The 26,122-nt window shown below is 63.1% G+C and carries 21 protein-coding genes and 1 pseudogene; 10 read left to right on the top strand and 12 right to left on the bottom strand.

Features of this window, described 5'->3' with window-relative positions:
* Positions 1–2 precede the first annotated feature (2 nt).
* Positions 3–1,982: a GumC family protein gene (locus tag B0G62_RS16175; RefSeq protein WP_167401283.1), complete on the bottom strand. Its 1,980-nt coding sequence runs from the start codon at positions 1,980–1,982 to the stop codon at positions 3–5.
* 349 nt (positions 1,983–2,331) lie between these two features.
* Between B0G62_RS16175 and B0G62_RS16170 the strand changes: the two genes are divergently transcribed.
* From B0G62_RS16170 to B0G62_RS16155, 4 genes are all read left to right on the top strand, one after another.
* Positions 2,332–3,051 (top strand): polysaccharide biosynthesis/export family protein, encoded by a 720-nt coding sequence (locus tag B0G62_RS16170; protein WP_167401282.1) that lies wholly within the window; start codon positions 2,332–2,334, stop codon positions 3,049–3,051.
* Between the two features lie 131 nt (positions 3,052–3,182).
* A complete protein-coding gene (locus B0G62_RS16165) occupies positions 3,183–4,406 on the top strand; it encodes a hypothetical protein (RefSeq protein WP_167401281.1) in 1,224 nt (407 codons plus the stop codon).
* A complete protein-coding gene (locus B0G62_RS16160) occupies positions 4,384–6,045 on the top strand; it encodes a glycoside hydrolase family 44 protein (protein ID WP_103705228.1) in 1,662 nt (553 codons plus the stop codon). Before B0G62_RS16165 ends, B0G62_RS16160 begins: the two co-directional genes overlap by 23 nt.
* Positions 6,046–6,081: 36 nt before the next feature.
* Positions 6,082–7,440 (top strand): oligosaccharide flippase family protein, encoded by a 1,359-nt coding sequence (locus B0G62_RS16155; RefSeq protein ID WP_244193273.1) that lies wholly within the window; start codon positions 6,082–6,084, stop codon positions 7,438–7,440.
* Here B0G62_RS16155 and B0G62_RS16150 read toward each other — a convergent pair whose 3' ends face one another.
* Both B0G62_RS16150 and B0G62_RS16145 read right to left on the bottom strand, forming a co-directional pair.
* On the bottom strand, positions 7,441–8,391 hold the full coding sequence (locus tag B0G62_RS16150; RefSeq protein WP_103705227.1) for an NAD-dependent epimerase/dehydratase family protein: 951 nt from the start codon (positions 8,389–8,391) through the stop codon (positions 7,441–7,443).
* The gene (locus B0G62_RS16145) at positions 8,391–10,115 is read right to left on the bottom strand and encodes an FAD-dependent oxidoreductase (RefSeq protein ID WP_103705226.1); all 1,725 of its coding nucleotides are present in this window, start codon (positions 10,113–10,115) and stop codon (positions 8,391–8,393) included. The genes B0G62_RS16150 and B0G62_RS16145 overlap by 1 nt, the downstream gene beginning before the upstream one ends.
* Positions 10,116–10,678: 563 nt before the next feature.
* Here B0G62_RS16145 and B0G62_RS16140 point away from each other — a divergent pair.
* On the top strand, positions 10,679–11,491 hold the full coding sequence (locus tag B0G62_RS16140) for a WecB/TagA/CpsF family glycosyltransferase (RefSeq protein ID WP_103705225.1): 813 nt from the start codon (positions 10,679–10,681) through the stop codon (positions 11,489–11,491).
* Between the two features lie 88 nt (positions 11,492–11,579).
* On the opposite strand, the gene B0G62_RS16135 is transcribed toward B0G62_RS16140, so the two are convergent.
* Positions 11,580–12,992, bottom strand: coding sequence for an undecaprenyl-phosphate glucose phosphotransferase (locus B0G62_RS16135; RefSeq protein WP_227473080.1), 1,413 nt, complete (start codon positions 12,990–12,992; stop codon positions 11,580–11,582).
* 733 nt (positions 12,993–13,725) lie between these two features.
* Here B0G62_RS16135 and B0G62_RS31310 point away from each other — a divergent pair.
* A complete protein-coding gene (locus B0G62_RS31310; protein ID WP_143886668.1) occupies positions 13,726–14,106 on the top strand; it encodes a hypothetical protein in 381 nt (126 codons plus the stop codon).
* A gap of 84 nt (positions 14,107–14,190) precedes the next feature.
* Here the strand turns inward: B0G62_RS31310 and B0G62_RS16130 are convergent, their stop codons facing one another.
* A complete protein-coding gene (locus B0G62_RS16130) occupies positions 14,191–15,576 on the bottom strand; it encodes an alpha-crystallin domain-containing protein (protein WP_103705224.1) in 1,386 nt (461 codons plus the stop codon).
* Between the two features lie 98 nt (positions 15,577–15,674).
* Between B0G62_RS16130 and B0G62_RS32715 the strand changes: the two genes are divergently transcribed.
* Positions 15,675–16,187 (top strand): hypothetical protein, encoded by a 513-nt coding sequence (locus B0G62_RS32715; RefSeq protein WP_208624233.1) that lies wholly within the window; start codon positions 15,675–15,677, stop codon positions 16,185–16,187.
* On the opposite strand, the gene mhpA is transcribed toward B0G62_RS32715, so the two are convergent.
* The 3 genes from mhpA to B0G62_RS16110 form a co-directional block, all read right to left on the bottom strand.
* Entirely contained in the window at positions 16,164–17,798 is a 1,635-nt protein-coding gene (mhpA, locus tag B0G62_RS16120) for a bifunctional 3-(3-hydroxy-phenyl)propionate/3-hydroxycinnamic acid hydroxylase MhpA (RefSeq protein WP_103705223.1), read from the bottom strand. The genes B0G62_RS32715 and mhpA overlap by 24 nt on opposite strands.
* Positions 17,799–17,888: 90 nt before the next feature.
* Complete coding sequence (locus B0G62_RS16115; protein WP_103705222.1) at positions 17,889–18,827, bottom strand: VOC family protein; 939 nt, start codon at positions 18,825–18,827, stop codon at positions 17,889–17,891.
* Between the two features lie 94 nt (positions 18,828–18,921).
* Positions 18,922–19,770, bottom strand: coding sequence for a fumarylacetoacetate hydrolase family protein (locus B0G62_RS16110; RefSeq protein WP_103705221.1), 849 nt, complete (start codon positions 19,768–19,770; stop codon positions 18,922–18,924).
* 139 nt (positions 19,771–19,909) lie between these two features.
* On the opposite strand from B0G62_RS16110, the gene B0G62_RS16105 reads away from it, so the two are divergent.
* Positions 19,910–20,671 (top strand): TetR/AcrR family transcriptional regulator, encoded by a 762-nt coding sequence (locus tag B0G62_RS16105; RefSeq protein ID WP_244193272.1) that lies wholly within the window; start codon positions 19,910–19,912, stop codon positions 20,669–20,671.
* On the opposite strand, the gene B0G62_RS16100 is transcribed toward B0G62_RS16105, so the two are convergent.
* From B0G62_RS16100 to B0G62_RS16085, 4 genes are all read right to left on the bottom strand, one after another.
* Positions 20,668–21,456 (bottom strand): amino acid ABC transporter ATP-binding protein, encoded by a 789-nt coding sequence (locus B0G62_RS16100; RefSeq protein WP_103705220.1) that lies wholly within the window; start codon positions 21,454–21,456, stop codon positions 20,668–20,670. The genes B0G62_RS16105 and B0G62_RS16100 overlap by 4 nt on opposite strands.
* A complete protein-coding gene (locus B0G62_RS16095) occupies positions 21,456–22,133 on the bottom strand; it encodes an amino acid ABC transporter permease (protein ID WP_103705219.1) in 678 nt (225 codons plus the stop codon). Before B0G62_RS16095 ends, B0G62_RS16100 begins: the two co-directional genes overlap by 1 nt.
* Positions 22,134–22,146: 13 nt before the next feature.
* The gene (locus B0G62_RS16090; RefSeq protein ID WP_103705218.1) at positions 22,147–22,926 is read right to left on the bottom strand and encodes an amino acid ABC transporter substrate-binding protein; all 780 of its coding nucleotides are present in this window, start codon (positions 22,924–22,926) and stop codon (positions 22,147–22,149) included.
* A gap of 302 nt (positions 22,927–23,228) precedes the next feature.
* Positions 23,229–23,915: a TetR/AcrR family transcriptional regulator gene (locus B0G62_RS16085; RefSeq protein ID WP_103705217.1), complete on the bottom strand. Its 687-nt coding sequence runs from the start codon at positions 23,913–23,915 to the stop codon at positions 23,229–23,231.
* Between the two features lie 339 nt (positions 23,916–24,254).
* Between B0G62_RS16085 and B0G62_RS16080 the strand changes: the two genes are divergently transcribed.
* Positions 24,255–25,811, top strand: coding sequence for a DHA2 family efflux MFS transporter permease subunit (locus B0G62_RS16080; protein WP_103705216.1), 1,557 nt, complete (start codon positions 24,255–24,257; stop codon positions 25,809–25,811).
* A gap of 39 nt (positions 25,812–25,850) precedes the next feature.
* Positions 25,851–26,122: pseudogene (locus B0G62_RS16075) on the top strand (efflux transporter outer membrane subunit); the annotation flags it as partial.

Raw genomic sequence — 26,122 nt, 5'->3', positions numbered from 1 at the left:
AATTAGAAGAAGCGGTAGATGAAGTCGGGAATATAGCCGCGACGATGGGTGAGCACGAGGCCGACCAGGTGGCCGCCCGCGTCCTGCACCTGCGTTTTCAGGCCCAGCGCCACGGGCTTGCGCGTGGATTCGGCGCGCACGGCCAGAATCGTCGCGTCGGCCAGCGCCGCGTTTTCGATACCGGCGAACGACTGGCTCGCGGGCGGCGCGTGCAGCACGATGTAGTCGTGCGCTTCACGCAGGGCGTCGAAGAGCTGGCGGGTTTGCTGCCACGACGAGGGGAACATGCCGTTGCGCGTGCGCGCGACCACGATGTTGTGGCCGTCGACGCGCCCGTAGATAAGACCGTCCGCGCTCAAGGCGTCGGCGCCCGCATCCGTGGACGCGCTCGCGGCGTGCTCGCGCGCGGCGGCATGGCCCGGCCAGGGCAGCAGGCCTTGCGCGTCGGGCTGGCCATAAAGCGGTGGCGCATCCGGAGCCGACGCCATGTCGAGCACGAGCACGGGTTTCGCCGAACGGTGCTCCAGTTCGACGGCCAGCCCGCGAATCACGGCCTGCAAGCCATCGTTCTTGCCGAAGGACAGCGCCATCACCACCTTCGAATGGGCTTCGGTGCTGGCGTTGATCGCGGCGATCATGCGTCCATAGGCCAGACGCGCAGGGCGGCTGGCGGCGGGCGCTTCGACGCTCGCGACGCCCTGCATCAGGGGCGCGGCCAGCACCGGCAGCAGCAGCGAGCGCTCGGCCTGCTCCGGGCTCAGGAAGGTTTCGCGCATGCTGGCGAGCACGAGGACCACGAGCGCGGCAATCACCAGACCCGCAGCCACCGCAGCCGAGACGATCAGGCTGCCCGGTATGCTTCGCTCCGAAGGCGGAAACGGTGCCTGGATCACACGCACATTGGTGCTGTTGACTTGGCTGACCTGGCCTTGCTGGATCTTTGCCTGCTCGACCTGGCGCGAGCGGTCCTTGAAGCTGTCGGCGAGGATGTCGCGATTGGACAGCAACTGACGCATCTGGCTCGAAATGTCACTCAGGTTTTTCAGGCGCGTGCGTGCGTCCTTGATCTGCTCGTCGAGCGCATGCTGCAGCGCCAGTTCGCCGGCGATGCTCGCATTCAGCGTGGACAGCTTGCCCTGCACCACGTCGTAATAGTCGTTGTGGCCCTGACGCGTGGCCGTGGTCATTTCCTGTTTCTGGCGCGCGATATTGGCGCGCATGTCGTTGACCTGCTGGTCGAGCTGCTGCACGAACGGCGAGTTCGGCAGATAGCGCGCGGCGAAATCGGCACGTCGCGTCTCCAGTTGCATCAGCGAAAGCTGCATCGTGTCCAGCGCGTGAGCCGATTCCGAATCGTCGGTATAGATCGGAATGGTCGCGTGCACGCCCTTCGACGACGCCTGCATCGATTTCAGTTCGCCCCTGTCCTGCGCGAGTCGGGTGTCGTTCTCCAGCTTGTGCTGCACGAGCTGGCTTTCGAGCAGCACGGCGCGCGAGATCTGGTCGTCCACATCGACGATGCCGTGCATCTTCTGGAACGTAAGCAGATCGGCGTTGGCGCGGTCGAGCTGCGTTTTCACCGCGTCGCGCTCGCCGCTCAGGAAATCGACGCGGCCCGACGTGAAGATCGTCGCGCGGCGGCGAAAATATTTATCGAGCAGGCGCGCGAGCGCGTCGGCGGCAACCTTCGGGTCGGCGTCGGAGTAGTTCAGCAGGATCGTGTTGGCGAGATCGTTTTGTTCGATATGCAGACGATGCTCGAAATCCGCCAGTTGGGCGTTGATCTGGCGCTCGCTTGCGCTCGGCCCCAATTTCGAAATGATGACGTCTCGATGGAGTTCAGGGCTGCTGAGGATCTGTGCCTCGACGCTATCGAGTTGGCCAGCGGCGGGCTGCAGGCCGGCGGAACCATTGGTACTGTTGGACTGGTCGTAGTAACCCGCGAACAGCACGAGCAGCGTCGCTTGAGCACGATAGGGCATCGGTACCGCCAGCGCGATGACAACGCCGACTGTAACAATGGCAAGAAATACCGCTGCTGCAATCTTGCGGTAATAAAAAAACGTGTTGAGATAATCCCGGATCGTCAAATCGACAACTGCTGCTCTGCGCTCAGGCCTGGTCCTAGTTGTAATAACCATAAGGTTGTGGTTCCCGGCCCACAGGTTAGATACCGAAGGCGCATATAATACGTAAGAAAACATGCTTCAGCCGGTATTTCTATAAAATTCGCGCGGGCCCTGTCGTTCCCTGATGACACTTTGCAGACTTTATCGTTTGCGCCCCGGGAACGGGCAGTCAGCGCCATCAATTACACGCACTACACGCTCGATGAAGACAATTCGCCCGGCTTTTGTCCTGGTGCTGATGATGCTGACCGCCTGTACCCGCACCTGGGTGGCGCCGCAATACCAGCGACCGGCCAGCTTCGCCACATGGGTCGATTCGACCCCTTCCGTCTATCGCATTCAGGCCGGCGACGAACTCTCCGTCGTGCTGCCTTTCAATGGCGAACTCAACTATCGCGGCCCGGTTGCACCGGACGGCACGCTGACGATGCCGTTCGCAGGCACGCTGCCGGCGGCGGGGCTGTCGGTCGCGCAGTTGGGCGAGAGCATCAATAAGGCGCTCGCGGCCAACGGTGTCACGGGTAATGCGCACGCGGCGGTGGCGATTGCGCAGACGTCATCGCAAGTCTATGTGGGCGGCCAGGTGGGCAAGCCCGGCGAAGTCGCGTTGCGTCCGGGCATGAGCGTGCTGCAGGCCATCATCGCCGCGCAAGGTCTGCTCGACACGGCGCGCACCAACGAAGTTGTGCTGATTCGCCGCAGCCCGGATGGCCGCCCGATGCTGCACACGATCAATCTCGATTCGCTCACGCATCAGGGCGATTCGAACCAGGACGTCGTGCTGCAGTCCTCGGACACGATCTTCGTGCCGAAATCGTCGATTGCCGAAGTCGATCAGTGGGTCGAGCAGTACATCGACAAGGTGCTGCCGTTCAATCGGGGTCTCGACTACACCATCACGAACAGTTCCGTTGTGTACTAAAGGTGTGGCGCAGGGCGCGAACTCGCGCAGCACTTTCAGGCTGCATTTTCAGGCAGAACATTTTGTACGAGATGGAAACAGCCTCACCGACGGCCGCGCTTGCCCCTGTCTTTTCAGCCGAACCGGCGCGCGTGCGCGTCGTGCTTTGGCTGCTCGCGCTGCTGCCGCTGTTTGGCCAGACCTTTCACTACATCAGCGCGCTTGCGCCGCTGTGGGCGCTGTCGAAGGCGTTTCCGGTTCTTTCCCTGCCAGCGGTGTTGCGTCTCGCGGGCCAGCCGCGCTTTCCGGTCACCCGGCAAATTCTCATCAGCTTCGCGTGGCTCGTGTTGTTTCCGAGCTTCGCGGCGATGTTTTATTTCCACGAAGGCTTTTTCACCAGTATTACCGCCCAGGTGAAATTACTGCCTTTACTCTATTTTTTTTCTTTCCTCGCCTTACTGCTGGCGCTAGAGCCGACGCTGCACGAGCTTGAGCGCAGTTTCATCGTCGCGGGCATGATCGTGATCGTCGCGCTGATCGTGATGTGGGCCGTCGTGCCCGCAGGCTGGTACAAGAACGAATATGTGGTGGGGCAGGCGCCGTTTTTCACGAACGACAGTCGCGGCCACCGTATCCGCATGTCGATGTACTTTCCCATCATCCTGCTGTTCTTCTGTTATCGTCGCGCCGTCTTCGAGCGTCACGCGGGTTATCTGTTCGGCGCGATCGTCGCGTTCGCCGTGACATTGCTGATCGTCAAGACGCGGGCGATGATCATCGGCATCACGGGCGTGCTGGTCATCAATACGATTTTGTGGGCGCGGCCGCTCGCGCGCATCGTCTTGCTGCTATGCGCGCCGTTCGCGCTAATGGCGATGTTCTCGGCGGGCTATCTGGCGACGACCTTCAGCACGGGTGCGGAAAGCGGCTTCGACACGCGCCGCATTTCGATCGAAATCGCCACGCGTTTCCTGGGCAGCGAGCCGATGCGCTGGCTGTTCGGTGTGGGCACGATCAGCCCGACGAGCCATAACAGCCTGATCGCCTGGTTCCACCATTTCTTTTTTCTCGCCGATATTACCTGGCTGGGCATCGTGTTCGAGTACGGCCTGGTCGGCGCGACGATCCTGTTGTTTTTCCAGTTGCGTGGAATGTTCATCTACCGGCGCCTGCGCGCGAAGGTGGACGACGATTTCCTCGGCGCGCTGTTCGATTACCTCATCTATATCCTGCTGATTTCGTTTTTCTACCCACCCACGCTTACGCCTGGCGAGACTGCGGTAATCCTTGCGATCTTCGTCTATGTCTGGCGAGCGGGCGGTCTGGATGACGACCCCGATTCACGGAGCGATAATGCCGCGCACGCGACGTCCTAGAACATTCATCGCGCCGCTCGCGGCGGCGTTGCTGCTTTCGGGCACGGCGTCCTGCACCGAGGCGACGTCCAGCACGTCCGCGCCGGTGGCCATTAGCGTCGATGCCGCGGCCAACCGTCGCCCGATCAGCCCACTGATTTACGGCGTCAACTTTGGCACGACGGCGACGCTGCGCGATCTGCGCGTGCCGATCAACCGCTCGGGCGGCAATAGCGCGTCGGCCTATAACTGGCGGCTCGACGCACGCAATGCGGGCAAGGACTGGTATTTCGAAAGCATCGCCGTCAATCCGGCCGATATCAACGACCAGTTCGGCGATCGTTTCGTGACGCTGACGCAAGCCGCGGGCGCGACGCCCATCCTGACCATTCCGATGCTGGGCCGCGTAGCGAAGGTGGGGCCGCAGCGGCAAACGCTGGCGAGCTTTTCGATCGCCAAATACGGCCCGCAGCCCAATTTCGATGTCGATGGCACACGCGACGCGGGAAATGGCGTGGCAATGGGCGGCGCGTCGATCACGGGAAACGATCCGAACGACGCGAGCGTGCCCGACGATCCGCAGAACGAGCAGGCCCGTGTCGTTGCACTGGTCACGCAGTTTGGCGGCGCGAATGCAGGCGGCGTGCGGTATTACGCTATGGATAACGAACCCAGTCTGTGGCAATTGATCCATCGCGACGTGCATCCCACGGGTGCTCATGCGCGCGAAATCGCTGATAAGACGATCGCGTACTCGCGAGCCGTCAAGACGGCGGATCCACAGGCGAAGGTGATCGCGCCGGAAGAGTGGGGCTGGGCCGGCTATTTCCACAGCGGCTTCGACCAGCAGAACGCCGTTGCGCACGGTTACGACCACGCGCCCGACCGCGAAAACGAAACCCAGGGCATGGACTATGTGCCGTGGCTGCTATCGCAATGGAAGGCGGCGGGACATCCCGTCGATGTGTTCAGCCTGCACTTCTACCCTCAGGGCGGCGAATACGCGGAAAGCGGCGCAGCCGATACACCCGACATCGCGCTCAAGCGCAACCGCTCCACGCGCGATCTCTGGGACCCGCACTACACGGACCCCACGTGGATCAACAGCGTCGTGGCGCTGATTCCGCTGATGCGCCGTTGGGCCGATACGTACTACTATCCGGGCACGCCTATCGCGCTGACCGAATACAACTGGGGCGGCGAAACGCTGATGAACGGCGCGACCGCCCAGGCGGACCTGCTTGGCATCTTCGGGCGCGAGGGACTCGATATCGCCACGCGCTGGGGCACGATCGATCCGTCGATGCCTGTCTACAAGGCGATCAAGCTCTATCGCAACTACGACGGTAACGGCGGCGCGTTCGGCACGACCAGCGTGGCGGCGAACGTGCCTGATCCGGATACGGTCGCCGCATTCGCCGCGCTGCGCGACAGCGATCACGCGCTCACGCTCGTCGTCATCAACAAGCAGCTGGACCGCTCGGCCGAAACCGCTGTTTCGATCGCGAACTTCGCGGCACATGGCGTGGCGCAGACCTGGCAGCTCGCGAATAACCAGCTCGCGCGCGCGCAGGACGTGCATTACACGAACGGCGTGCTGCGCGCGACGCTGCCGCCGCAAAGCGTGACGCTGTTCGTGCTGCGCGGCCCGGCGTCCTGATCTCTTGCTTCGATCCTTGCCACCGGAAAAACGCACGTGAGCGACTCCCCCATCGCGCCCGCATCGAGCGGCGCTTCGATCGTCCGCGGCTCGCTGATCAGCCTCGGCGTGCGCCTGCTCGATCTGCCTAGTCGCTACGGTTTCCATCTGCTGATCGCAGCTGCGTTGGGCGTGGTCCAGACGGGCAACTTTTATATCGTGTTCAGCACGATGGCGGCGCTCGCGGGTTTCGGACGGCTGGGCATCGATCAGGCTCTCACGCGGCAGCTTGCCATGGACGTGGCTTCGGGCCGCTCCAGCGCCGTGCGTCCGACGATCCGGCGTGCGCTGGCGCTGGTCTCGCTGGCGTCCGTGACGGTGTCGGTTCTGCTTGCAGCGAGCGCCGTCATGCTCGCGCGGCATGTGCTGCACAAGCCTGAACTGGCGTGGCCGCTGGTGCTGGGAGCACTCGCATTCGTGCCGCAAAACGTTTGTGCCGCGTTTGCGGGCGCGCTGGCGGGGTTGCAGCGTGTGGGCTTGAGCCAGATGATCTATTCGTGGCTGTGGCCCGCCATCTTTTGTATTGCGGCGATTCCGCTTGAACTCGCGGGCGGCATGACCGTTGTGCGCGCACTGATATTGATTGCCGCAAGTTATGCGCTGACCGCGCTGGCAGGTGCGATTTTGCTCAGGCGTGCGCTCGACGCCATGCCCGAGGGCGCGACGTCAGCCACGGCAACGGAAGCACTGCGCCTGCTCAAACCCGGCTTGTCGCTGTTCGCACTGGAATTCACGAAGCTGCTGATTACCTCGGCGCCCGCGATCGTGCTGGGGATCGTCGCGACTTCGCGCGAAACAGGATTGTTCGCGCTGGCGTGGCGGCTCGCGCTGGTCGTCAACCTGTTGATCAGCGGCGTGACGGGTATGGCCGCGCCGCGTTTCGCGAGTCTCTACGCACGCCACGATAGGGAAGGCCTGCAACGCAGCGCGGCTCAAGCGGTCGGCATCGTCTTGTGTCTCGCTCTGCCTTTCACGGCCTGCATGCTGCTGTTCCCGGAACGGCTGCTCGCATTGTTCGGCGCAGGTTATGGCGCGGGCGCCAGCGCGCTGCGCGTGCTCGCGCTCGGTCAACTCGCAGCGGCCTGTTTTACCGCGATGCCCGAATTGCTCGGTATGACGGCGCATACGTCGGTGCTTTACCGCATCAACTTCTATTCGGTGACCGGGCTGCTGATCGGTCTTGCCGTGCTGGCTCCGCTGTGCGGAAGCGTCGGCGCGGCGGCTGCCGCATCGTTCGCGATAGTGGTCAATGGCGCGATCGCGGCGTGGGCCGCACATCGGCTGCTGGGCGTGGCGCCGCTTGCGGCGTTGTGGAGCGGGCTGACCGCGGGTGTCAGGCGTGGTGTGCGTGGTTGATCAGGATGCCGAATCAGTGACCGACTGGCCCTGTGCTTCGGCCTGCAACGTGGCTTGCCACGGCGTCCAGGCGAGACCGAATGCCTGTTCGGCACGGCGCGCGTCGAGCCGGATGTCCTGTTGCCAAAGACGCGCGAGCGAAGGCGGCACGGGCGGCGGAAGACGGCGCACGCCCACTTTGCGGCCTGCGATTTCGGCGATTTTCAGCGCAGGCGCCAGCACCCTGGTTTCGAACTTGAGCCGCCGCGCACCAATGCGCCCGACCGGCGTTGCGCCCAGCGCGCGTGCATAGGCGATGAAATATTCGTTCCAGCGCGGCGCATCGCTCATTGCGAGATTGTAGGCGCGGCCCGCCGCCGAAGGCGTGCGCAGCGCGGCAAGCACGACGCGCACGACATCATCGATATGCACGAGATTGCTACAGGCGTCGCCGGCCGCGCCAAGATCACCCAGGCGGCGCGCGTGCAGCAATTGCGCGATTCGCACGGACCATTGCGGACTGCCGCCGCCATAAATGCAGCCGGGGCGCAGCACAGTGACCGAAGGGCACGACGCCAGTATTTGCTCCGCTTCCGTCTTCGCGATGCCGTAGGCGCTTTCGCCGTTGAGCGCGGCCTCTTCGTCGATGTGTCCGACGGCCCCGCCATAAACGGCCATTGAGCTGAAATAGACGACCGGTATGGCCGCGTTACGTGCATCGAGTGCCGCACGCAGCGCGCGGGCATTGGCGACGATGGTGGCGGGTGCGCCTGCGACGCAGTTCACGAGGCCATCGACATCGGCAAGCGCCGCGCCCAGCGAAGCGGCGTCCGTGGCATCGACGGCGCGCACGCCTGCGGTGGCACGGCGGCCGGCGGCGATCGGTTCGGCCCAGTCGGTGGCGGCGAGCGCCTGAATCACGCGGCGGCCGACATAGCCGTTGGCGCCGAGTACGAGAATGCGGGTTTTCATCACACGGATTCAGACAGGGACGTTGCAGGGCAAGCAGTCGGCGCGGCGAATCGCGTGCCAGTTTGCACGCCGGGATTTGCCGCGCCGCGCAGATGCGCGGCGAGACGCAGCGCAAGCGCGACGATGCTCAAGGTGGGATTGGCCTGGCCCGAAGTGGGGAACACGGCGGCGCTGGCAATGTAGACGTTATCGACTTCGTGCAGACGGCAATTCGCATCGACCACGCTCGTGCGCGGATCGGCGCCCATGCGCGCGGTGCCGATGTGATGGCCGCCATACGCGCCGTAACGCGTCATTTCGGCTTCGACTTCATTGGGGTCGTAGATAAAGCGGCCCACGCCGCTGCGCCCGATTTCCTGAGCGAGCGCTTCAAGCGCGCGGCTCACGGTTGCGACGTCCTGCTGCGTATAGCGCCAGTCAATATGGATGCGTCTCTGCCCGAGCGCGTCGGTGTCATTGCCGAGCGTCACGCGACTCGCCGGATTCGGCTCCTGCTCCGCGTGAAAATCAAGGCTGAAACGCAGATTCGCGGGCCGCACGATGACCGAAGGAAACTTGCGATCCGCCAGCGTGCGTTTGCGCAGCCAGTGCCAGAGGAATTGCGCGGTGCCCGGCGCATCCGAAATTACGTTCTTTAAATGCGCGAGCGTGGAGCCGGCGTAACCATCGGGCGTGCCGTCGTAAAGGCGCTTCGCGTATTCGTAGGGCACGATGAAGCGCGCGAGATAAAGCGCGGACAAAATACCGTTGCCGTGACCGGCATCGGGAATGCGCGGGTGATGCAGCCGCGCGATGAAGTTGCCCGCACCCAGCGCGCGTTGCGCCTGCTCGCGCAGCGCAAGGCGACGGCGGCAATAAATGCCTTCTTCCGATACGTCATAGCCGTGCCAGACCGAAGATGCGGCCGCGAGATCGATTGTGCCGATCGTGCCTGCGAGATGGCTCATGTAATAGCGGCCGACCACGTCGTGCGCATTACCCAGTCCTCGCCCGCTGGGGCCGGGACTGTTGAGCAGCAGGCGTGGAACTTCGAGGCCGCCCGTCGCGAGCACATAGGCGCGTGCGGCCACGCCAAACGTCGCACCGCCCAGCACGCGCACCACGGCGTTGCCCACGCGTCGCGTGCAGCCGTCCTGCATCGGCAGCGTGCCAAGATTCGCGTGCTGCAGCACGCGCACGCGGCCATTCGTGAGGCGCGCACGATAGCGGCTGCCGAAATCGGTCGGACAACTGAAGCGCTCGAGCGTATCGGTCGTAAAGCGCTCGTGTGCGAGGCCGCCAATCATCGGCGGCAGCGTTTGCGCGAATTCGCGCGTGGTGTACGTGAAGTCGCCTGCCTCGCACAACGCATTGGCCTGCGGATAGAACGGCAGAAGATCGTCAAGCGTGATCGGCCAACCGCTATGGGCGATATGCTCGCGCGCCTTGAAGTCGAGCGCATCGAGCGGCATGCAGCGGCCGCCCCAGAGCGTGGTGGAGCCGCCGAAGCGGCGCACGCGGTAATTGTCCGCGGGCGGATGCAGGCGCGTATCGGCGACGGTGCCCGCGTAGAGTTGCTGCGTCTGAGGCTCGGCGTCGTCGCCGCCGCTTTCCAGCACGATCACGTCGAGCCCGCTGTCTTCGAGCGCGAGTGCAAGCGTGATGCCGGCAGCGCCGGCGCCCACGATGCACAGGTCCGTATGCAGCAGCGTGCCGGCAGGAATCTCACGGGCGTCGAGAATCATATTCAGGCGGTGATGGGCCGCGGGTGAAGCGCCCGTTGAAGAAAAAGCGGCGCATTATATTGCGCGCAAACGTTAGCGAGTTCGTCGGGTACCGTATTTTGCCTGCGAGCGGGAGATATTACCGAATTCATTCGCTGCTGCTGTTGCGCTTTAAATTCTGTCAATTGTCCGAGAGTTGCCGACACCCTATAAAAACTCCGTGGCCCGCGATCGCTGCGATGGTAGCCGATTTGCACTGCGAATACGACGTTTTTCGCGCGCTGGGGCGCTGTTACGCGGCCTCTCATCGCAATGCCTCTATTTCATCCGAAGAATTGAAATATGCTCCACCCCATGTGCCAAATAGTTTCTTTTCGAGTTTGTCGCTGAAAAAGCACGGCGACGTCCCCGCATTTTGAGATGCGCTGGTACTATTCGATTGCAGATTTTTTTGCGAATAAAACCATACGCATCTTGGCATTGCCAGGAGACCAAACAACATCACGTTGGACGAGTCACGCGCGCCCGTATTGCGGGCGCATGGGTGAGTCGCATCCGGGCGGGAAGTCGGGGTTACAAAAACAATGAGCTCTGCGCTCTATCAGACGGCGGCGCCAAAGGCGGCCGCACGGGCGGATTCTCTGCCCAGTATTGCGTTGTTCGGACTCGATATTGCCGCCGTGCCGTTTGATACCGCGCTAGACGTGCTCTGCGAAGCTGCGCTCAAACGCGACGGCCGGGCTCGCGTGGCGGTCACGCCGAACGTCGATCACCTTGTACGGCTCGACCGGCAGCCCGACCTTACAACGCTTTATCGCACCGCGGATTTTCTGTTCGCCGACGGCATGCCCGTCGTGTGGGCGAGCCGTCTGTTCGGCATGCCTTTGCCGGGCCGCGTGACGGGTGCGGACCTGTTGCCCGGACTGTGCGAGCGCGCGCGCGTAAACGGCTGGAAAGTCATCGTTGTAGGCGGCCAGCCCGGTCACGAGCAGGCGCTGATCGACGGCATCGCCGCGCATTATCCTGGGCTCGACATGGAAGTGATCGCGCCGTCCATGGGCTTCGATCCGACCGGCGCCGAAGGTGACGCAATCGCGGAGCGCGTGCGTGCCGCCGCGCCCGATATCGTGTTCGTGTGTGTCGGCATGCCGAAGCAGGAGCGCTGGGCATTGCGTCACGCGGGGTCGATGCCGGGCGGCCTGATGTTGTGCGCGGGCGCGGCGATTGAATTCGCCGCCGGTCTGCAAAAGCGCGCGCCGGTCTGGATGCAGCGTTCGGGCGTCGAATGGTGCTGGCGCATCATGCAGGACCCGGCGCGTTTGTGGCGTCGCTATCTGGTCGACGATCGCCGCTTTATCCGCATCTGCTGGCGTCAATGGCGTCTTCGCCGCATGTAACGAATTCGAGCGGCAAGACCCCGCGATAAAAAACGCCGGTGCCTTTTCAGGTGCCGGCGTTTTGCATTTGAGGCTTCATTGGAGGGCTTTAGATGGCGTTGCGTCCGGCGATGATTTCGGGGATCGTGCGCATCAGAATCTGCAGATCGAGCCACAGCGACCAGTGCGTAATGTAATAGCGGTCGTATTCGACGCGCCGCTGCATCTTGTCGGGCGTGTCGGTGATGCCGCGCAGGCCGTTGATCTGCGCCCAGCCGGTGATGCCGGGCTTCACGCTATGGCGCAGCATATAGCCTGGAATCAGGCGTCGATAGAGTTCGTTGTGTTCGGCTGCATGTGGGCGCGGGCCGACGAGACTCATCGAACCGCCCAGTACATTGAGGAACTGCGGCAGTTCGTCGAGCGAGCTACGGCGCAGAAACCTGCCGATCGACGTGATGCGGTCGTCGCCGGCGACCGCCTGACGCACGGTGCCCTTGTTGGCGGCTTCTTCTTCGCGCGTGACGACGCGCATCGAGCGGAACTTGTGCACGACGATCGGCTCGCCGCGCTCGCCATAGCGCAGTTGGCGGAACAGGATCGGGCCCGGCGAATCGAGCCGGATCACGACCGCGATGGTAATCATGATCGGCGAAAGCAACACCAGCATCACACTCGCACCGACGATGTCGACGGTGCGCTTGAGCGCGCGCGACAAGCCGAGGATCGGCATGTCGTGCAGGGCGAGCAGCGGCACGCCCGCGAGATCGGTGCTGTGAGTCGCGAGGTCTTCGACGAAGCGCGATTCGGGCACGAAATAGATGGCAGCCGTCGAATCGTAAAGATGCTGCACGATCTCGCTGGTCATGCTCTCGCCGTCGAGCTGGCCGGCGGCGATGAACACGACTTCGAAATCATTGGCCTGGATGCGGGCCGTGGCGTCGGCAAAGCGGCCGAGATAGGGCGGCAGCGTTTCGCCGGCGCGCGGCATGACGGGGGCATCGTTGTAATAGCCAATCACGCGTACACCGAGAATCGGCGAGCGGCGCAGACGCAGATTCAGCTTGCGCGCTTCGCTGCCCATGCCGAAGAACACGGCGTCGCGCTGATTGCCGGGCGCATTGTTGATGCTGTGCGCCACGCCGCGCAGTACCGCGAGACCGACGAGCTGCAACGGCAACGCAATCACGGCCCATTTGGCGAGCAGCGCAAGGCCGTTCTCGCCGCCCATGCGCGCGACGAGCGTCAGCAACGCCACGGCGATGAAAAGGCGCGCCCAGCGCCGCGCGCCGCGCCCAAGCATCCACCACAGATCGCGCGCGCTGGACAGCAGATGAAAGCGCGCGAACAGGATGAAAGCGGTGACGGCGAGCAGTCCAGCGAGCGCGCGCAGATAGAACAGCTCGACGCCCGAAACGTGTGGCGGCAGCAGTGCGAGAAAGGCGCCCGCGTTCAGGGTCGCGCTGAGGCCGCCGGCCAACGCCATGAAAAGGCGGTGATGGTGGCTAGACTGGGTCGACATGGCAGCTTCGGCTGGTTCGTGCAGCTAACGACTCGACAGCGTTCATCAGGCCCGGCAACGCGAAAGCGGCCGGGGCTCGGGTGGTGCATGGGGAGTGTGTCTGCGCGAAGCAGTCGCAAATTGGGCAGGGCGTTTCGCCAGCAAGACGAAGCCCGCGCCTGAACGACTGGCGATCGATTGCATACAGCGAAGGGGCGCACTCTTTTCGCTGGTGCGCCTTATGTCCGTGCATGCGGGCGGATGGCCGTTCCCCGATGGCCGATGGCGCATGTTGTTCGATCCGGCGGCACGAATGGTCTGGATTCGGGCCGTTATTCCGGAGCAGCACGCTGCCATCCGATATTCGCGCCCATCTTACCAGCGACTTATGTATTTTGCGTAGGTCAATGGGGGGCTGCGATAAAAAGTCCCGCATGTGTGGTCATTTCGTCACTGAAGCTGTTTTTCAGTGTATGGAAATCGATATCCGCGCGTGCCATTTTTTGAAAATGTTAAGGGCAATGTTAAGGCTGTTATGGATGCGCTATTTAGCCATTCGAGCATGCGCAAACGTTTTTATTCAACCGGAAGCGCTTTATTCCGACGAATGAATTTCGTGCCGGATTTCAGGTGCACTCGGCGCGTGCGCCGGTCGGGGCTCAAGGTACAATGCAGCGCGCCGCTATTCGCGCGATCAACCACCTCACGAACCCCGCGGCGCAACCATGCTGCCGCAGTTTTGACGGAGCCATAATTGAAGTGCATTGCACTGAGCCTCTGCGTGGCCGCCATGGCTTGCGCGTCATCGGCGGACGCGGCTGCACTCGGGACTGCCGCTGGTTGTTCGGGCAGTCTCGCGTTTCCAGATTGCATCGACGCATCCGCCAATAATTACACGGTGCAGCACTTCGGCAATACAACGCCGATCAACGAGAAACCGCCGATGACAGGCGGCCCTTCAGACCGGATTCCGACCACCGCTGGCAGTACGTCATTCGTTAGCGGCATGGCAGCGGACGGCGCCTCATGGAATGAGAGCGTGACCGATTACGGCAACGGCACACGCACGATTTCGGGTATGGATGGGAATGGCCTGGTTTATACGCACTATTGCACGGCGATGGGTTGTAACTAATCGCCGGGCCAGGCAGGCGAAGAAGGCCGGCGAAGCGATTGCGCTTCAATATAAATAAAGCCTGATTGAAATCGGGCGACGCGTTTATGGCAGCGATCGAATCGCTGCCATGAGGTCGTCGGTATGCACCATCAGATCGCGGACCTGGCCCAGCATTGGGTACTGATGCAGCACGGAGTGCCAATGCGGCGATTCCAGCAACGCCTGCCAGATCGGCACGAGCGCGTGCGGGTTAGCGGCGCGATGCTCAGCCAGTGCATTCGCGAACCCGACGCTGGGATGGGCCGATAAAAGCTGCATGCGGCTGGCGGCGCCCAACAGGCGCGGCGGCATTTCGGCGGGCGCATCGCAGCAATAGAGCACGGCATTGCGCAACGCGGCGTCGTCTGTCGATAGCGCGTGCAGCGACGCACCGTTGAGCTTCACGTGGCCCTGCTGCGTTTCGAATCCATAGACCCGGTCCACATCGGCGTGCGCGAGCAGGCGCAGACCGCGCAGCAGCCGGGGCAGATCGGTCGTCGCCGCATCAACGGACGCCTTGGCCTCCACCAGCAGGCGCACGTTCCAGACGTCGTCGCCATCATTGCCTTGCACGCGTTCGAGCAGCACGGCATCCCACTCGGTTTTCGCGCGTTCGTGGCTGCCGGGAATCGCGGAAGGCACGCGCATCGACGTCACGACGCGGTATGGCGGGCCTGCCGGGTCCGCATCGTTGAGCCGCTGGGCGAGCGCGTCGAGCGCCTGCATGGCGAGCATTTCGACCGCCGCGCCGCGCTGCTGCGAACGCGTGCCTTGCGCGATTGCTTGCGCGCTGCCAGGCCGGGGGCCGTTTCGCTCAAGCAAGGCGCGGTACTGGCGTACGCGCTCGTCCGCTGCGAGGGCGTCGATGCGAAGCAGGTGCGCGAGCGCGTTCTGGGAGGCGAGCTTCGCGATATCGCGCGCGAGCGCGGGCGAAGCGGCGATTTCAGGGCTTTCCTGCAGCCTGGTCAATATCTGCACGAGATCCGCCCATGACGCCGATGACGCAGCGGCCTGCAAGTGGGCGAGCGCATCGCGTTGCGCGCCTGGCGGCTGACGTTCCAGCTTCGCGGGATGGGCGATCGCGTTGACCGCCGCGTGTATCGCGCGCCGATCCTGGTCGGCGCTTGCGGCGAGTTCGGCGTATTCGCGGACCTGTGCCTCGCGATGACGCAGCACGGTGGCCTGCAGCATGGCGTCGCCGCCTTCTTCGCGCATCGCGTGGCGAATCATCTGCGCGAGCGCGTCGACGAACAGGCGCTCCAGCGCCGCGTCGGGCACGTGAGCGCTGGCGACGGCCTTGCGGGCCGCTTCGATCGCGACCGCAAGCACGGTTGCCGGGCTGTGGGCATCGGTCAGGGACGCGGGCGTGACAAGCGGCGGCAGGCGATAGCGCCGCTCGACGCGGCGCAGCGTTTGTGCGAGTAAGGCGGGCGGCGGAGGCAGCGGCATGCGGGAGCGGGCGTGAAATCCGGCGTTTCGAAGCCGACGGGTGGGGCCGGCGGGTCAGTCCGATTACGCAACGATGGTATAAGAATTGCAAGATTCAAGTGGCTGAATCTGCGCGCGCTTTCAAGGTTACCGCAGATGCGGCCATCGAGCCCCGCAGCCATTTCATCGATGTCGAACACCGCGAATCTGCCCGATCTGCTCAATCCTTGCGGTGGCCCTGTCGACGTGCGCGCGCATCGCGCTGTGGTCAGCGTCGACAAATTCCATGTGCTGGAGTCGGGCCTCGCTGGCGCGATCTGCAAGAACCTGCTGATCCGCTATCGGCAGGGGGCTTTATCCGCTCGTTGTCCTCGCAACCAAAATTTCAGGCGGTGTCGGCGGTGTTGCCCGGCATGGGTTACGGGTTGACGTATCCGAGCGTCCCGTTGCAGGCCGTCAACGATTCGATCGCCGAGCATCGGCGCGCGGCATTGACGTGGTTCGTCACCGCGTATTTCGTGGGAGCGTTGGGTTTTCCCGCGATCAGCGCCTCGGTGTGGCCGCAGCGTGAAGCAGCGGGCGGCGCGTGGCGCCGCCCGTTTCAGCGGTTATGCAACGGCGCTCGCGTGTGATTTGCTGGCGGCGCTGGCCTGATCGAGGCCGATCTCCGCGATGAGCATGCCCACCAGATCGTTCGCTTCTGCGGCGCTGCGCGCGGCGCCGAACACGTAGTAGTCCGGCCGTACGATCACGATCTTCGCGTCGTGCTGCGCGAAGAACTGCTGATACTTGCCGCTGACGTCGTAGAGCACGCGGTTCGCCACCACCTTCGACGCATCGTGCGTCACGCCGATCGTGTACGCGCCAAGCTGGTCGAGCGCGGCGAGTGCCGCATCGCTCAGGCACGCTTGCGGATCGACGTCGAGTCCGATCACCTGGAAGCCCGTCGGCACCGCCTCGTCGTAGCGCATCGTGCGGCCATGATTTTGCACTTGGCCATGCACGCTCAATTGTCCGGCGATGCCGCCGTCGGCACTATTCTGCGTGCGGACGATGAGGCCGTCGGTTAGTCCGGGGAAGGGCGGCAGCGGCGGCACGTCGCCGGCGAGATAGGCGGCGTCGCGCTCTGCAGCCTTGAGCGGGTCCGATGTGCAGACGACCTGACCCATCGCGATCGACGCATCGATCACGGCGCGCACCTGCGGGCGACGCTCCGGCGTGTAGCCGTCGAGCAGCGCGGGCGGGGCGACATCGCGCAGCACGAGATCGAAGCGCCACGCGAGGTTCCAGGCATCGCGCAGGCCGGAGCACATGCCCTGGCCCATGAACGGCGGCATCTGATGCGCCGCGTCGCCCGCGATCAGCACGCGCCCTTTGCGCCAGTTGTCCGCGATCAGCGAGCGGAAGGTGTAGAGCGCGTAACGCACGAGCGTTGCCTGTTCGGGGTCGACCCACGGCGAGAGCAACTCCCAGACTTTCTCGGGCCGCTGCATGTCCTCGCGCGTTTCGTGCGGCAGACGCATGAATTCCCAGCGCCGATAACCAGGGCCGCCCGGCACCATGGTGGTCGGGCGCTCGGGATTGCACCACTGGCCGATGTCGGGCACGTCGAGCTTCACGCCCTCGTGCGGCTTCAGGTCGATGACGAGCCAGTCCTCCTGGAAGCCCAGATCCTCGAACGCCATGCCGCAGGACTTGCGCACGAAGCTGTTCGCGCCGTCCGCGCCAATCACATATTTCGCCTTGACCGTCTGCGTTTCGCCGCTGCGTGTGACCTTGCCGTCCTGCATCGTCACGCGTTCGAGCTTCAGTTCGCAATGGTCGGCGCGCTCATGCAGTTCGATCGCTTCCCAGCCTTGGTGAACGGCGACGCACGGCAACGACTTTGCCTTGCGGTCGAGCAGCGCCTCCAGCGAAGGTTGATTGAACAGATAGCCGACCGGGCCATCGCTGATTGACTCCGAAGACCAGTCGATCTCGACCAGCGTTTTCCAGTCGGCATTGAACCATTGATAGGTTGCCGAAGGCTGGGAAATTGATTCGACATCCTGACCAATTCCCATCGCATGAAACACGCGACGGATTTCGTGATCGTGAAAGACCGCGCGCGGCAGCGGATAAAGCGACGGCCAGCGGTCGTAGACCGCGACCTGATAGCCCCGCTGCCCGAGCAGAATGGACAGTGTCTGCCCAACGGGTCCGTAACCGACGACAACGACATCGAGAATATTCTGGGAAGCCATGTTATTCACCTTCAAACGAGCGAGTGATGCCCTGGCCGCCGGCGGGGCCGGTAGCCATGAAACTGTGTCTTATGGGTTTGCTACGAGCCGCTATGCGGTCGCTTCGGTGTTGCGGATGAAGTTCTCGGGGACAGCCGGTCCCCAGAGATAGAGCGAATCTTCGGGATCGTAGTCGCCTGCCGGCCACTGCGAGCCCGCCGAAACGAAGTCGATATCGGCGGAATACTCGCAGAACGAGCCCCACGGATCTTCGATGTAGTGGAAGTAATTCGAGCCGAGCACGTGACGGCCGGTGCCCCAGCCCTTCGTATAACCGGCAGCCGCCATCTGCGAAGCGCCTTCGCCGACCATGTTGACGTTATCTACGTCCCATGCGGCGTGATGCCAGCCGCGCGCCTCGCTCTTTGCGAACGCGACGAGATGATGGTCGCTGCCATGCGGCGCGTGCGTGAAAGCGATGAGGTTGCGTGACTTGTCCGAGAGGCGCAGCCCGAGCGCGGCGTGATAGAAGCCGAGCGCGCGCAGCACATCGGGCGTGAAAAGCAACACGTGCGAGAGGCGGCGCGGATGCACGGTCAGCGCCTGCGAGCGCGTATGCGAGCCGCGCGTATCGGCCGCGCTGCCGTCGAGGTGGAACGGCGTCTTGACCGACGGACTGGTCTTGCGGCCGACCTTTACCTGCACGAGATTGCCGTCCGGATCGTCAAACCAGAAACCTTCGCTGCCGCGATCGTCCCGCACCGTACAGCCGGTTGCGGCGACCTGGGCGCGCAGCGCATCGAGATCGGCCGCGTAGCAGTTGAAGGCGAGATACGCGAGCGACTTGTGATCGCAGGCCAGGATGCGCGCCCAGCGATGCCCGTCTGCCGCGTACAGCGCGAGTTCCGGCGAGGGGCCGCTTTCGCGTTCGACCCGCAAGCCGAAGCTGTCGAAGAAGCGCGCGGCCTCGTCAAGAGAGGGCACGTTGAGCGCGAAATGATCGATGGAATGAATGCTCGCGTGGCCGCGATGCGCGTTGCTTTCAGGCATGACTGTCTCCTGGAGGTGGCCCGCACGGACGGCGGGCTATCTCTTGACCTGTTTGCGGTTTGGCTTTGAAACCACGTTAAAACCGCTTTAAAACTTAGTTAACCGATTCGTCCGCGATGACGTTGCGCAGCGTGCCGATCTTTTCGACGCTGACTTCGCAGACGTCGCCGGCCTTCATCAAGAGCTTCGGTTCGCGCGCCCAGCCAATGCCCGAAGGCGTGCCCGACACGATCACGTCACCAGCTTCGAGCGTGATGGCTTCGCTGATGATGCTGATGAGGCTTTCGACATCGAAGACCATCTCGTCGGTGCTCGCCGATTGCACCACCTGGCCGTTGAGGCGCGTTTCGAGGCGCAGGCCTTTTGCGCCCGGCGGCAATTCGTCGGCGGTGACGAGATCGGGCCCGAACGCGCCGGTGCCGTCGAAGTTCTTGCCGACCGTCCATTGCGGCGTCTTGAACTGATATTCACGCACCGATCCATCGTTGAAGAGCGAATAGCCCGCGACGTGCGAGAGGGCGGCGCTGCGCTCGATATGACGGCCGCCCTTGCCGATCACCACGGCGATTTCGCCCTCGTAATCGAGGCCCGCCGAATCCGTCACGCGCGGGCGGATCATCGGCTGGTCGTGGGCGATCAGGCTCGTCGCGACGCGGAAAAACAGCGTGGGGTAATCCGGCTGCGCGTAATTGCTCTCGGACGTGTGATCGGAAAAATTCAGGCCGACGCAAATGATCTTGGGCGGGCGCGAAAGCGGGGGAAGCAGCTTGACGTCGGCGATGGCGACACGTTCGTCCGTGGCGTGCTGGCGGGCGTACTCGACCAGATCCACGCCGCGCGCGAGTACCGACTCCAGCGTTTGCTCGCCGATGATCGTGATGTGATCGGCCTCGCGAATACCGAGTGTCGCCTTGCCATTTCGCTCAAAAGTTACCAGTCGCATGTGTGTCTCCAGACGTTGCTAGGGGTCGATTGGAGTTCGGTTGGAATCCGATTTCCGTTGAATTGACGATTGTGTCATTTTGTATACTAGACGTTGTGACAAAATCGTCAACTAGATTCGATTCAGGACAAACCCTAGAATGGCGGGAGACAATCAACCCCTGATCGGCCTGCAAACCGCCGTGAACTGGACGCCAATGGATGCTTCGGAAGAGAACTATCAGAGCCGCGTGGGCGCCGCCCGCCGGGAGAAAACGCGCAATCGTCTGATCGAGACGGCGCTGGGCGTATTCGCCGAGAAGGGGCCGGACCTGCCGGTCATCGACGACTTCATCGCTGCTGCCGGGGTCGCGCGCGGGACGTTTTACAACTACTTCCGCACGACGGGTGAACTGCTGGTGGCGGTGGCGGGCGAGAGCAGCGATCAGGTGCTGGGCATGATCGATCCGCTCGTGCTGGCCGAGGCCGATCCCGTGCGGCGCCTGGTGGTGGGCTCGCGGCTTTATATGACGATGGCGGCGCGTTATCCGCTGTGGGGCGCGTTCATCACGCGGGTGGGGACGCGGCGCGGATCGCGCGGCCGTTTGCTCGACGAATATCTGACGCGCGATCTGCAGTTGGCGATCGACGCGGGGACGTTTCGCGTCAGCCATGTGAGCGTGGCGCGCGATATTTCTCTGGGCGCCATCATGTACGGGATCGAGACTTTGCTTTCGGGTGAAGCGCCTGCGGGTTACACCGAAGAAGTGATGTTCACGCTATTGCTGGGCTTTGGCGTGAACGAGGACCAAGCGCATGCGCTGGCTTTCGCGCCAATCGCGGATTGCGGCGAGCCGCAAGGCGCGATCTTTGAGAAGGACCCGATGCATGGGCTGGGAGAGGCGGAGGCGGAAGATGATTAGGACGCCGATTCGTTGCGCGTAGTCGCCTGGTGAGTCGTAATCGTCTGCGTAAGCGTGGAAACAAAGCGCGCAGTACGCTCATCGCGCGGATGGGAAAACAACGCACTCGACGGGCCGGCCTCCACGATCACGCCATCTTTAAGAAACACGGCATCGTGCGCAATCGATGCCGCGAGGCGCAGATCGTGCGTTGCCATCAGCATCGTCGTGCCTTCCTGCGCCAGTTGCCGCAGCACATCGACCACTTCCGCGGACAGTTCGGGGTCGAGCGCCGAAGTCGGCTCATCGCACAACAACACCTGAGGCGAGGGTGCAAGCGCGCGCGCGATCGCCACGCGCTGCTGCTGACCGCCCGAGAGTGTCGATGGCCATGCATCGGCCTTATGGGCAATGCCAACCTTGTCCAGCAGTGCCGCCGCGCGTTCTCGTGCGCGCGCCCGGTCCCACTTGAGCACGGTGACCAGCCCCTCCATCACGTTTTCGATGACGGTGAGGTGCGCAAAGAGCTGAAAATTCTGAAACACCATGCCCGTATGGCGACGCACGGCGGTGATCTCAGCTTGTGTCACACGGTGGCCCGGCGCGAAGTCGATACCCGCGTCGCCAATGCGCAGCGAGCCTTCGTCCGGTATTTCCAGCAGATTGACACAGCGTAGCAGCGTGCTTTTGCCGCTGCCGGAAGGTCCGATCAACGCCGTTACGCTGCCGGCCGCGAGCGTAAGGTCGATGGCGTTCAGCACACGATGGTCGCCGAACGACTTGCCGAGATGTTCGAGCCGGATCATCAGCGCCCCGCGGAAAACAATGCATGACGGCCAAACCGCGCTTCGAGCCGCCCTTGCGCATGCGAGAGCACGGAACTGAAAGCCAGGTAGATCAAGGCGGCCTCGGAATAAAGAATCAGCGGCTCGTAGGTGACCGCCGCAATGCGCTGCGCGGCCTGAAAAATCTCGGGTACCGTGAGCACCGCCGCAAGCGACGTGTCCTTCACGAGCGAGATAAACGAGTTCGAGAGCGCAGGCAGCGCAACGCGCGTCGCCTGCGGAAGAATGACGCGGCGCAGGGCTTGCGCGCGCGTCATGTTCATCGAATAAGCGGCTTCCCATTGCCCGCGCGGTATCGATTCGATCACGCCCCGGATCACCTCGGCGTTATACGCACCGACATTGAGCGAAAAACCGATGATGGCGGCGGTAAGCGGATCGAGCACGATGCCGACGTTCGGCAGTCCGTAGAATATGACGAATAGCTGCACGAGCAGCGGCGAGCCGCGAAACAGCCAGATGTAGAAACGCACGGCCGCCACGGCCCAGCGTGGCCCGAACAGCCGCACGAGTGCCGCGCAGAACGCCAGCACGATGCCGAGCGCGAACGATGCCAGTGTGAGCGGGACGGTGAAGACGAGTCCCGCGTAGAGCAGGGGCCAAAGCGATTGCCCCATCAGATGCAGCCATGCCGGCATCGTTCAACCCGCCTTATTGGGAAACGTCTTTGCCAAAATACTTCTGCGAAATGCGCGCATAGGTGCCGTCGGCCTTGATGTCAGCGAGCGCCTTGTCGATGGCCTCGCGCAGCGCCGGGCTGCCCTTGCGGATCAGGACGCCGGACTGGTCGTCGGCGGTGCTGGTGTCGCTGGCGGCGATCTTCAGCTTCGCGTCGGGCTTGTGTTTCTGGAAGTCGAGGAACGAGAGCGAGTCGTTCACCGTGGCGTCGACGCGGCCCGAGGTCAGCAGGTCGATCGACTCGTTGAAGCCTTGCACCGGCACGACATCGGCGCCGTGCGAAGCGGCGAGCTTGCCGAAATTGCTGGTCAGCGTATTCGCCGATTTCTTGCCTTTCAGGTCGTCGAAGGAATGAATCGTCGTGTTGTCCGAGCGCACGATCAAGACTGCGTGCGTGGCGATATACGGCGTCGAGAAATCGTATTTGGCCTTGCGGGCATCCGTGATCGAGACTTCGTTGATGACGGCGTCGTAGCGGTTCACGTCGAGACCCGCGATCAGGCCGTCCCACTTGCCTTCGACGAATTGCGGCTTGACACCCAGGCGTTGCGCGATGGCGGACGCAATATCGACGTCGAAACCGGTGAGCTTGCCCGTCTCGTCGTGATAGGTGAACGGTGCGTAAGTGCCTTCTGTGCCGACACGGAACACGCCGGAGGACTTGATCTGCGCGAGTTCGTCGGCGGCGAATGCGGGCGCGGCGGCAACCGCCGACAGGAGGGCGGCGAGCAGTACTGAGCGAATGGCTTTCATGGTCGAAACTCGCGAGTGGGTGGTCATTAATGTTGGGCTCGTCTAACGAGTCGACAGATTCTACTGACCGCGCGTCCATGCACAAAAGCGATGATTCGCTATAGATATACCCCGGTGGAATATAACGGCGAAAACGGCGCCACCGCGAAGGGCGCCGTTCTACGTATTTTCGATGAAAGCAACGTAATGATGGACCGCGACATGCTGATAGATGCCTTCGTGACAGATCTCGAAAACGTGTGGGCTGTGACTTCACGTGAACGGGCCGCCCTTGCCGGGCTACTGCGCGCTTTGCGGCCGCTTCAAGGCGCGTCAGGACGTTTGACGAAAGCGTTCACGAACGTATGCACGGCCGCTTCCACCCAGCGGTCGATCTGCGCATCCGAGGGGCGAGCGTTCGGATGCGTGAGGCATTCCAGTTGCGCTTCGCCACGCACGATGCTGATGAAGAGATTGGCCGCGGTCGTGTAACCCACGGCCTGTACGTCGATCTGGCCGCGCGCGGCGGCGCGTTCGAGAAATTGGCCGACGATGCTCGCCACGACCTCGGGCCCGGCTGCAAAGAAAGTGCGTCCCAGCTCGGGAAAACGCGGGGCTTCCGCGACGATCACGCGATAGAGCGCGAGCCCCGTCGGCGAAACCACGAGGCCCAGATACGCGCGCGCCAGCCTGATGAGCGAGGGCGTGATGTCCTCGGACTCGAACTCCATGTGGCGCAGCGAATTCGCGAACTGGCCGCATTCGCGCTGGATCACGGCGGCGAACAGCGCTTCTTTCGTCGGCCACGTGGCGTAGACGGTGGACTTGGACACACGCGCCTCACGCTGGATCATGTCCGTCGTGGCGGCGCTGAAGCCGTGCGCCAGAAATACCGAGCGGGCCGCGTTCAGAATGGTGTCCGCGCGGGTTGGGGCGGGGTGGGGTTCGCCGTCACGAGCGATGTCGCGAGCGCGGCGCGCCGGTGCGCCGGATTCCTTGAGCGTCGCCATGTCTTTCTATTGGATTGCAATAACGGTGTCGCGGGATCGTAACACAGCGCGACGGGGCGTTTGCTTGACTTACACGCAGCTACGTGCGTCAGTACCGATCGGTTTGATTTCGGTTGACTCGGCAGAAATACGCTTATATTATCCGGTACCGATCGGTACTTTCCATCCGGTTTGATCTTCCCCTTATTGGCAGGACGCCGCTATGCGAGTACATGCGGCCCGCCCTTGCGCCCGTCCGTGGCCGGGCGCAAGGGCCGTGTCACGTGAATACGTACATCAAGTTAATCAGGATTGCAAAATGACTATGGACCAGCGAACGATCCTCTTCCGGGGTAGACGATGAGCCTGCCGTCCGCGGCCAATGCTCCGCCGCTTACCGGTGGCAAGCTCGCGCTCGGCACGCTTGCCGTCGCGCTCGCGACTTTCATGAACGTGCTCGATTCGTCGATTGCGAACGTCGCCATTCCCACCTTGTCGGGCAGCCTGGGCGTGTCGGTGGACGAGGGCACGTGGGTGATTACGGTCTTCGCCGCGGCCAACGCCGTGTCGATTCCGCTGACCGGCTGGCTCACGCAGCGGCTCGGCCAGATTCGCCTGTTTGTCGGCGCGATCGTGTTGTTCACCATTGCCTCCTGGCTGTGCGGCATGGCGCCGAATCTGCCGGTGCTGCTGGCGGCGCGCGTGTTTCAGGGCTTGACGGCGGGGCCGCTCATTCCGATGTCGCAGGCGATCCTGCTCAGCTCCTGGCCGAAGCAGAAGTCGTCGACGGCACTGGCGCTCTGGGCGATGACCGCCACCGTCGGCCCGATCGCGGGGCCATCGCTCGGCGGCTGGATTACCGACAGCTATAGCTGGACGTGGATCTTCTATATCAACATTCCCGTGGGTATTTTCGCGGCCGTGGCGACGTGGATGATCTACCGTTCGCGCGAAACGCCTACGCGCAAGCCGCCAATCGATCTGGTCGGGCTGGGCTTGCTCGTCGCCTGGGTGGGGACCTTGCAGGTCATGCTCGACAAGGGCAAGGATCTCGACTGGTTCCATTCGCCCGTGATCGTTGGGCTGACGATCGCCGCGGCGGTCAGCTTCACGGCCTTCGTGATCTGGGAGCTGACCGAGGAGCATCCAATCGTCGATCTGCGGCTCTTTGGCCAGCGCAATTTTCTGGGCGGCACGATTGCGATTTCGATTGCCTATGGCGTGTTCTTCGGCAACCTCGTGCTGCTGCCGCAATGGATGCAGGAGTATCTGGGCTATCGCGCCGTGGATGCCGGCCTCGTTATCGCGCCGATCGGGATTTTCACGGTGCTGCTTTCCCCCGTGATTGCGAAGGTGCTGCCGCGTTCGGATGCGCGCCTGATCGCGACGCTGGCGTTTATCGGCTTTGCGCTGGTGTTCTGGATGCGCTCGAATTACATCGTCGATATCGACACGTATCACCTCGTCGTGCCGACCCTGCTGCAAGGCATCCCGATGGCGATGTTCTTCGTGCCGCTCACTGCGATCATTCTCGCGGGGCAGCCGCCGCAACGGATTCCGGCAGCGGCGGGCCTTTCGAACTTCGTACGGGTGTTCTGCGGAGCGGTGGGGACATCGCTGGGCGCGAACGAATGGTATGACCGCACCGTCGTGCATCACGCGCGACTCACCGAGCAGGCCACGCCCGGGAACCCCGCTTTCACGCAATTTCTCGACTTTCTTGCGAAAGCGGCGCATCTCGATACGTCGGCGTCTCGTACGGTGTTTGGGCAACTCGTCGATACCCAGGCGGCGATGCTGGGGCTGAACGACGTGTTCTGGATTTCGGCGGTGATTTTCATCGCAATCATTCCGCTTATCTGGATCACCCGAGCGGGCAAGTCAGAGGGTGGCGCCGCCGATTCGGCCGCGCATTGATCGACCACGCCCCAGCATCATCAGGATCATCAGGAAAACATGACTAGCGTTTCAATCCTTCGCCCGCGTGCGACGCCTCGCGCGTTGGCCGTTTTAGTTGCTGGCGCAACGGTCGCGTTGATGGCTGGCTGTGCGAATTACGCGGGCATCAAAAGCGACCAGACCCTCGCCCAGCCGCAACAGTTCGAAACCTCGCAGAGCATTCCCGCGCAGGGTGGCCAGTGGCCCACGCTCGACTGGGCGCAGCAGTTTGGCGACCCGCAACTGCCGAAGCTGATCGACGAAGCGCTCGAAGGCAATCCCAGCATCGC

It is taken from the genome of Paraburkholderia eburnea (assembly GCF_002917095.1).
Lineage (GTDB): Bacteria > Pseudomonadota > Gammaproteobacteria > Burkholderiales > Burkholderiaceae > Paraburkholderia > Paraburkholderia eburnea.
The sequence above is the reverse complement of the archived record's forward strand: the minus strand, read 5'-3'. Positions and strand labels throughout refer to the sequence as shown.

What these genes read in the sequence shown, in the direction of transcription:
- B0G62_RS16095 (WP_103705219.1), bottom strand. Translation starts at nt 22,133, where the DNA reads ATGCCGGCATGGCTGCATCTGATGGGGCAATCGCTTTGGCCCCTGCTC.
- B0G62_RS16105 (WP_244193272.1), top strand. Translation starts at nt 19,910, where the DNA reads ATGGCGGGAGACAATCAACCCCTGATCGGCCTGCAAACCGCCGTGAAC.
- B0G62_RS16170 (WP_167401282.1), top strand. Translation starts at nt 2,332, where the DNA reads ATGAAGACAATTCGCCCGGCTTTTGTCCTGGTGCTGATGATGCTGACC.
- B0G62_RS16145 (WP_103705226.1), bottom strand. Translation starts at nt 10,115, where the DNA reads ATGATTCTCGACGCCCGTGAGATTCCTGCCGGCACGCTGCTGCATACG.
- B0G62_RS16140 (WP_103705225.1), top strand. Translation starts at nt 10,679, where the DNA reads ATGAGCTCTGCGCTCTATCAGACGGCGGCGCCAAAGGCGGCCGCACGG.
- B0G62_RS16135 (WP_227473080.1), bottom strand. Translation starts at nt 12,992, where the DNA reads ATGTCGACCCAGTCTAGCCACCATCACCGCCTTTTCATGGCGTTGGCC.
- mhpA (WP_103705223.1), bottom strand. Translation starts at nt 17,798, where the DNA reads ATGGCTTCCCAGAATATTCTCGATGTCGTTGTCGTCGGTTACGGACCC.
- B0G62_RS16100 (WP_103705220.1), bottom strand. Translation starts at nt 21,456, where the DNA reads ATGATCCGGCTCGAACATCTCGGCAAGTCGTTCGGCGACCATCGTGTG.
- B0G62_RS16150 (WP_103705227.1), bottom strand. Translation starts at nt 8,391, where the DNA reads ATGAAAACCCGCATTCTCGTACTCGGCGCCAACGGCTATGTCGGCCGC.
- B0G62_RS16115 (WP_103705222.1), bottom strand. Translation starts at nt 18,827, where the DNA reads ATGCCTGAAAGCAACGCGCATCGCGGCCACGCGAGCATTCATTCCATC.
- B0G62_RS16160 (WP_103705228.1), top strand. Translation starts at nt 4,384, where the DNA reads ATGCCGCGCACGCGACGTCCTAGAACATTCATCGCGCCGCTCGCGGCG.
- B0G62_RS16080 (WP_103705216.1), top strand. Translation starts at nt 24,255, where the DNA reads ATGAGCCTGCCGTCCGCGGCCAATGCTCCGCCGCTTACCGGTGGCAAG.
- B0G62_RS16090 (WP_103705218.1), bottom strand. Translation starts at nt 22,926, where the DNA reads ATGAAAGCCATTCGCTCAGTACTGCTCGCCGCCCTCCTGTCGGCGGTT.
- B0G62_RS16175 (WP_167401283.1), bottom strand. Translation starts at nt 1,982, where the DNA reads ATGCCCTATCGTGCTCAAGCGACGCTGCTCGTGCTGTTCGCGGGTTAC.
- B0G62_RS16110 (WP_103705221.1), bottom strand. Translation starts at nt 19,770, where the DNA reads ATGCGACTGGTAACTTTTGAGCGAAATGGCAAGGCGACACTCGGTATT.
- B0G62_RS16085 (WP_103705217.1), bottom strand. Translation starts at nt 23,915, where the DNA reads ATGGCGACGCTCAAGGAATCCGGCGCACCGGCGCGCCGCGCTCGCGAC.
- B0G62_RS16130 (WP_103705224.1), bottom strand. Translation starts at nt 15,576, where the DNA reads ATGCCGCTGCCTCCGCCGCCCGCCTTACTCGCACAAACGCTGCGCCGC.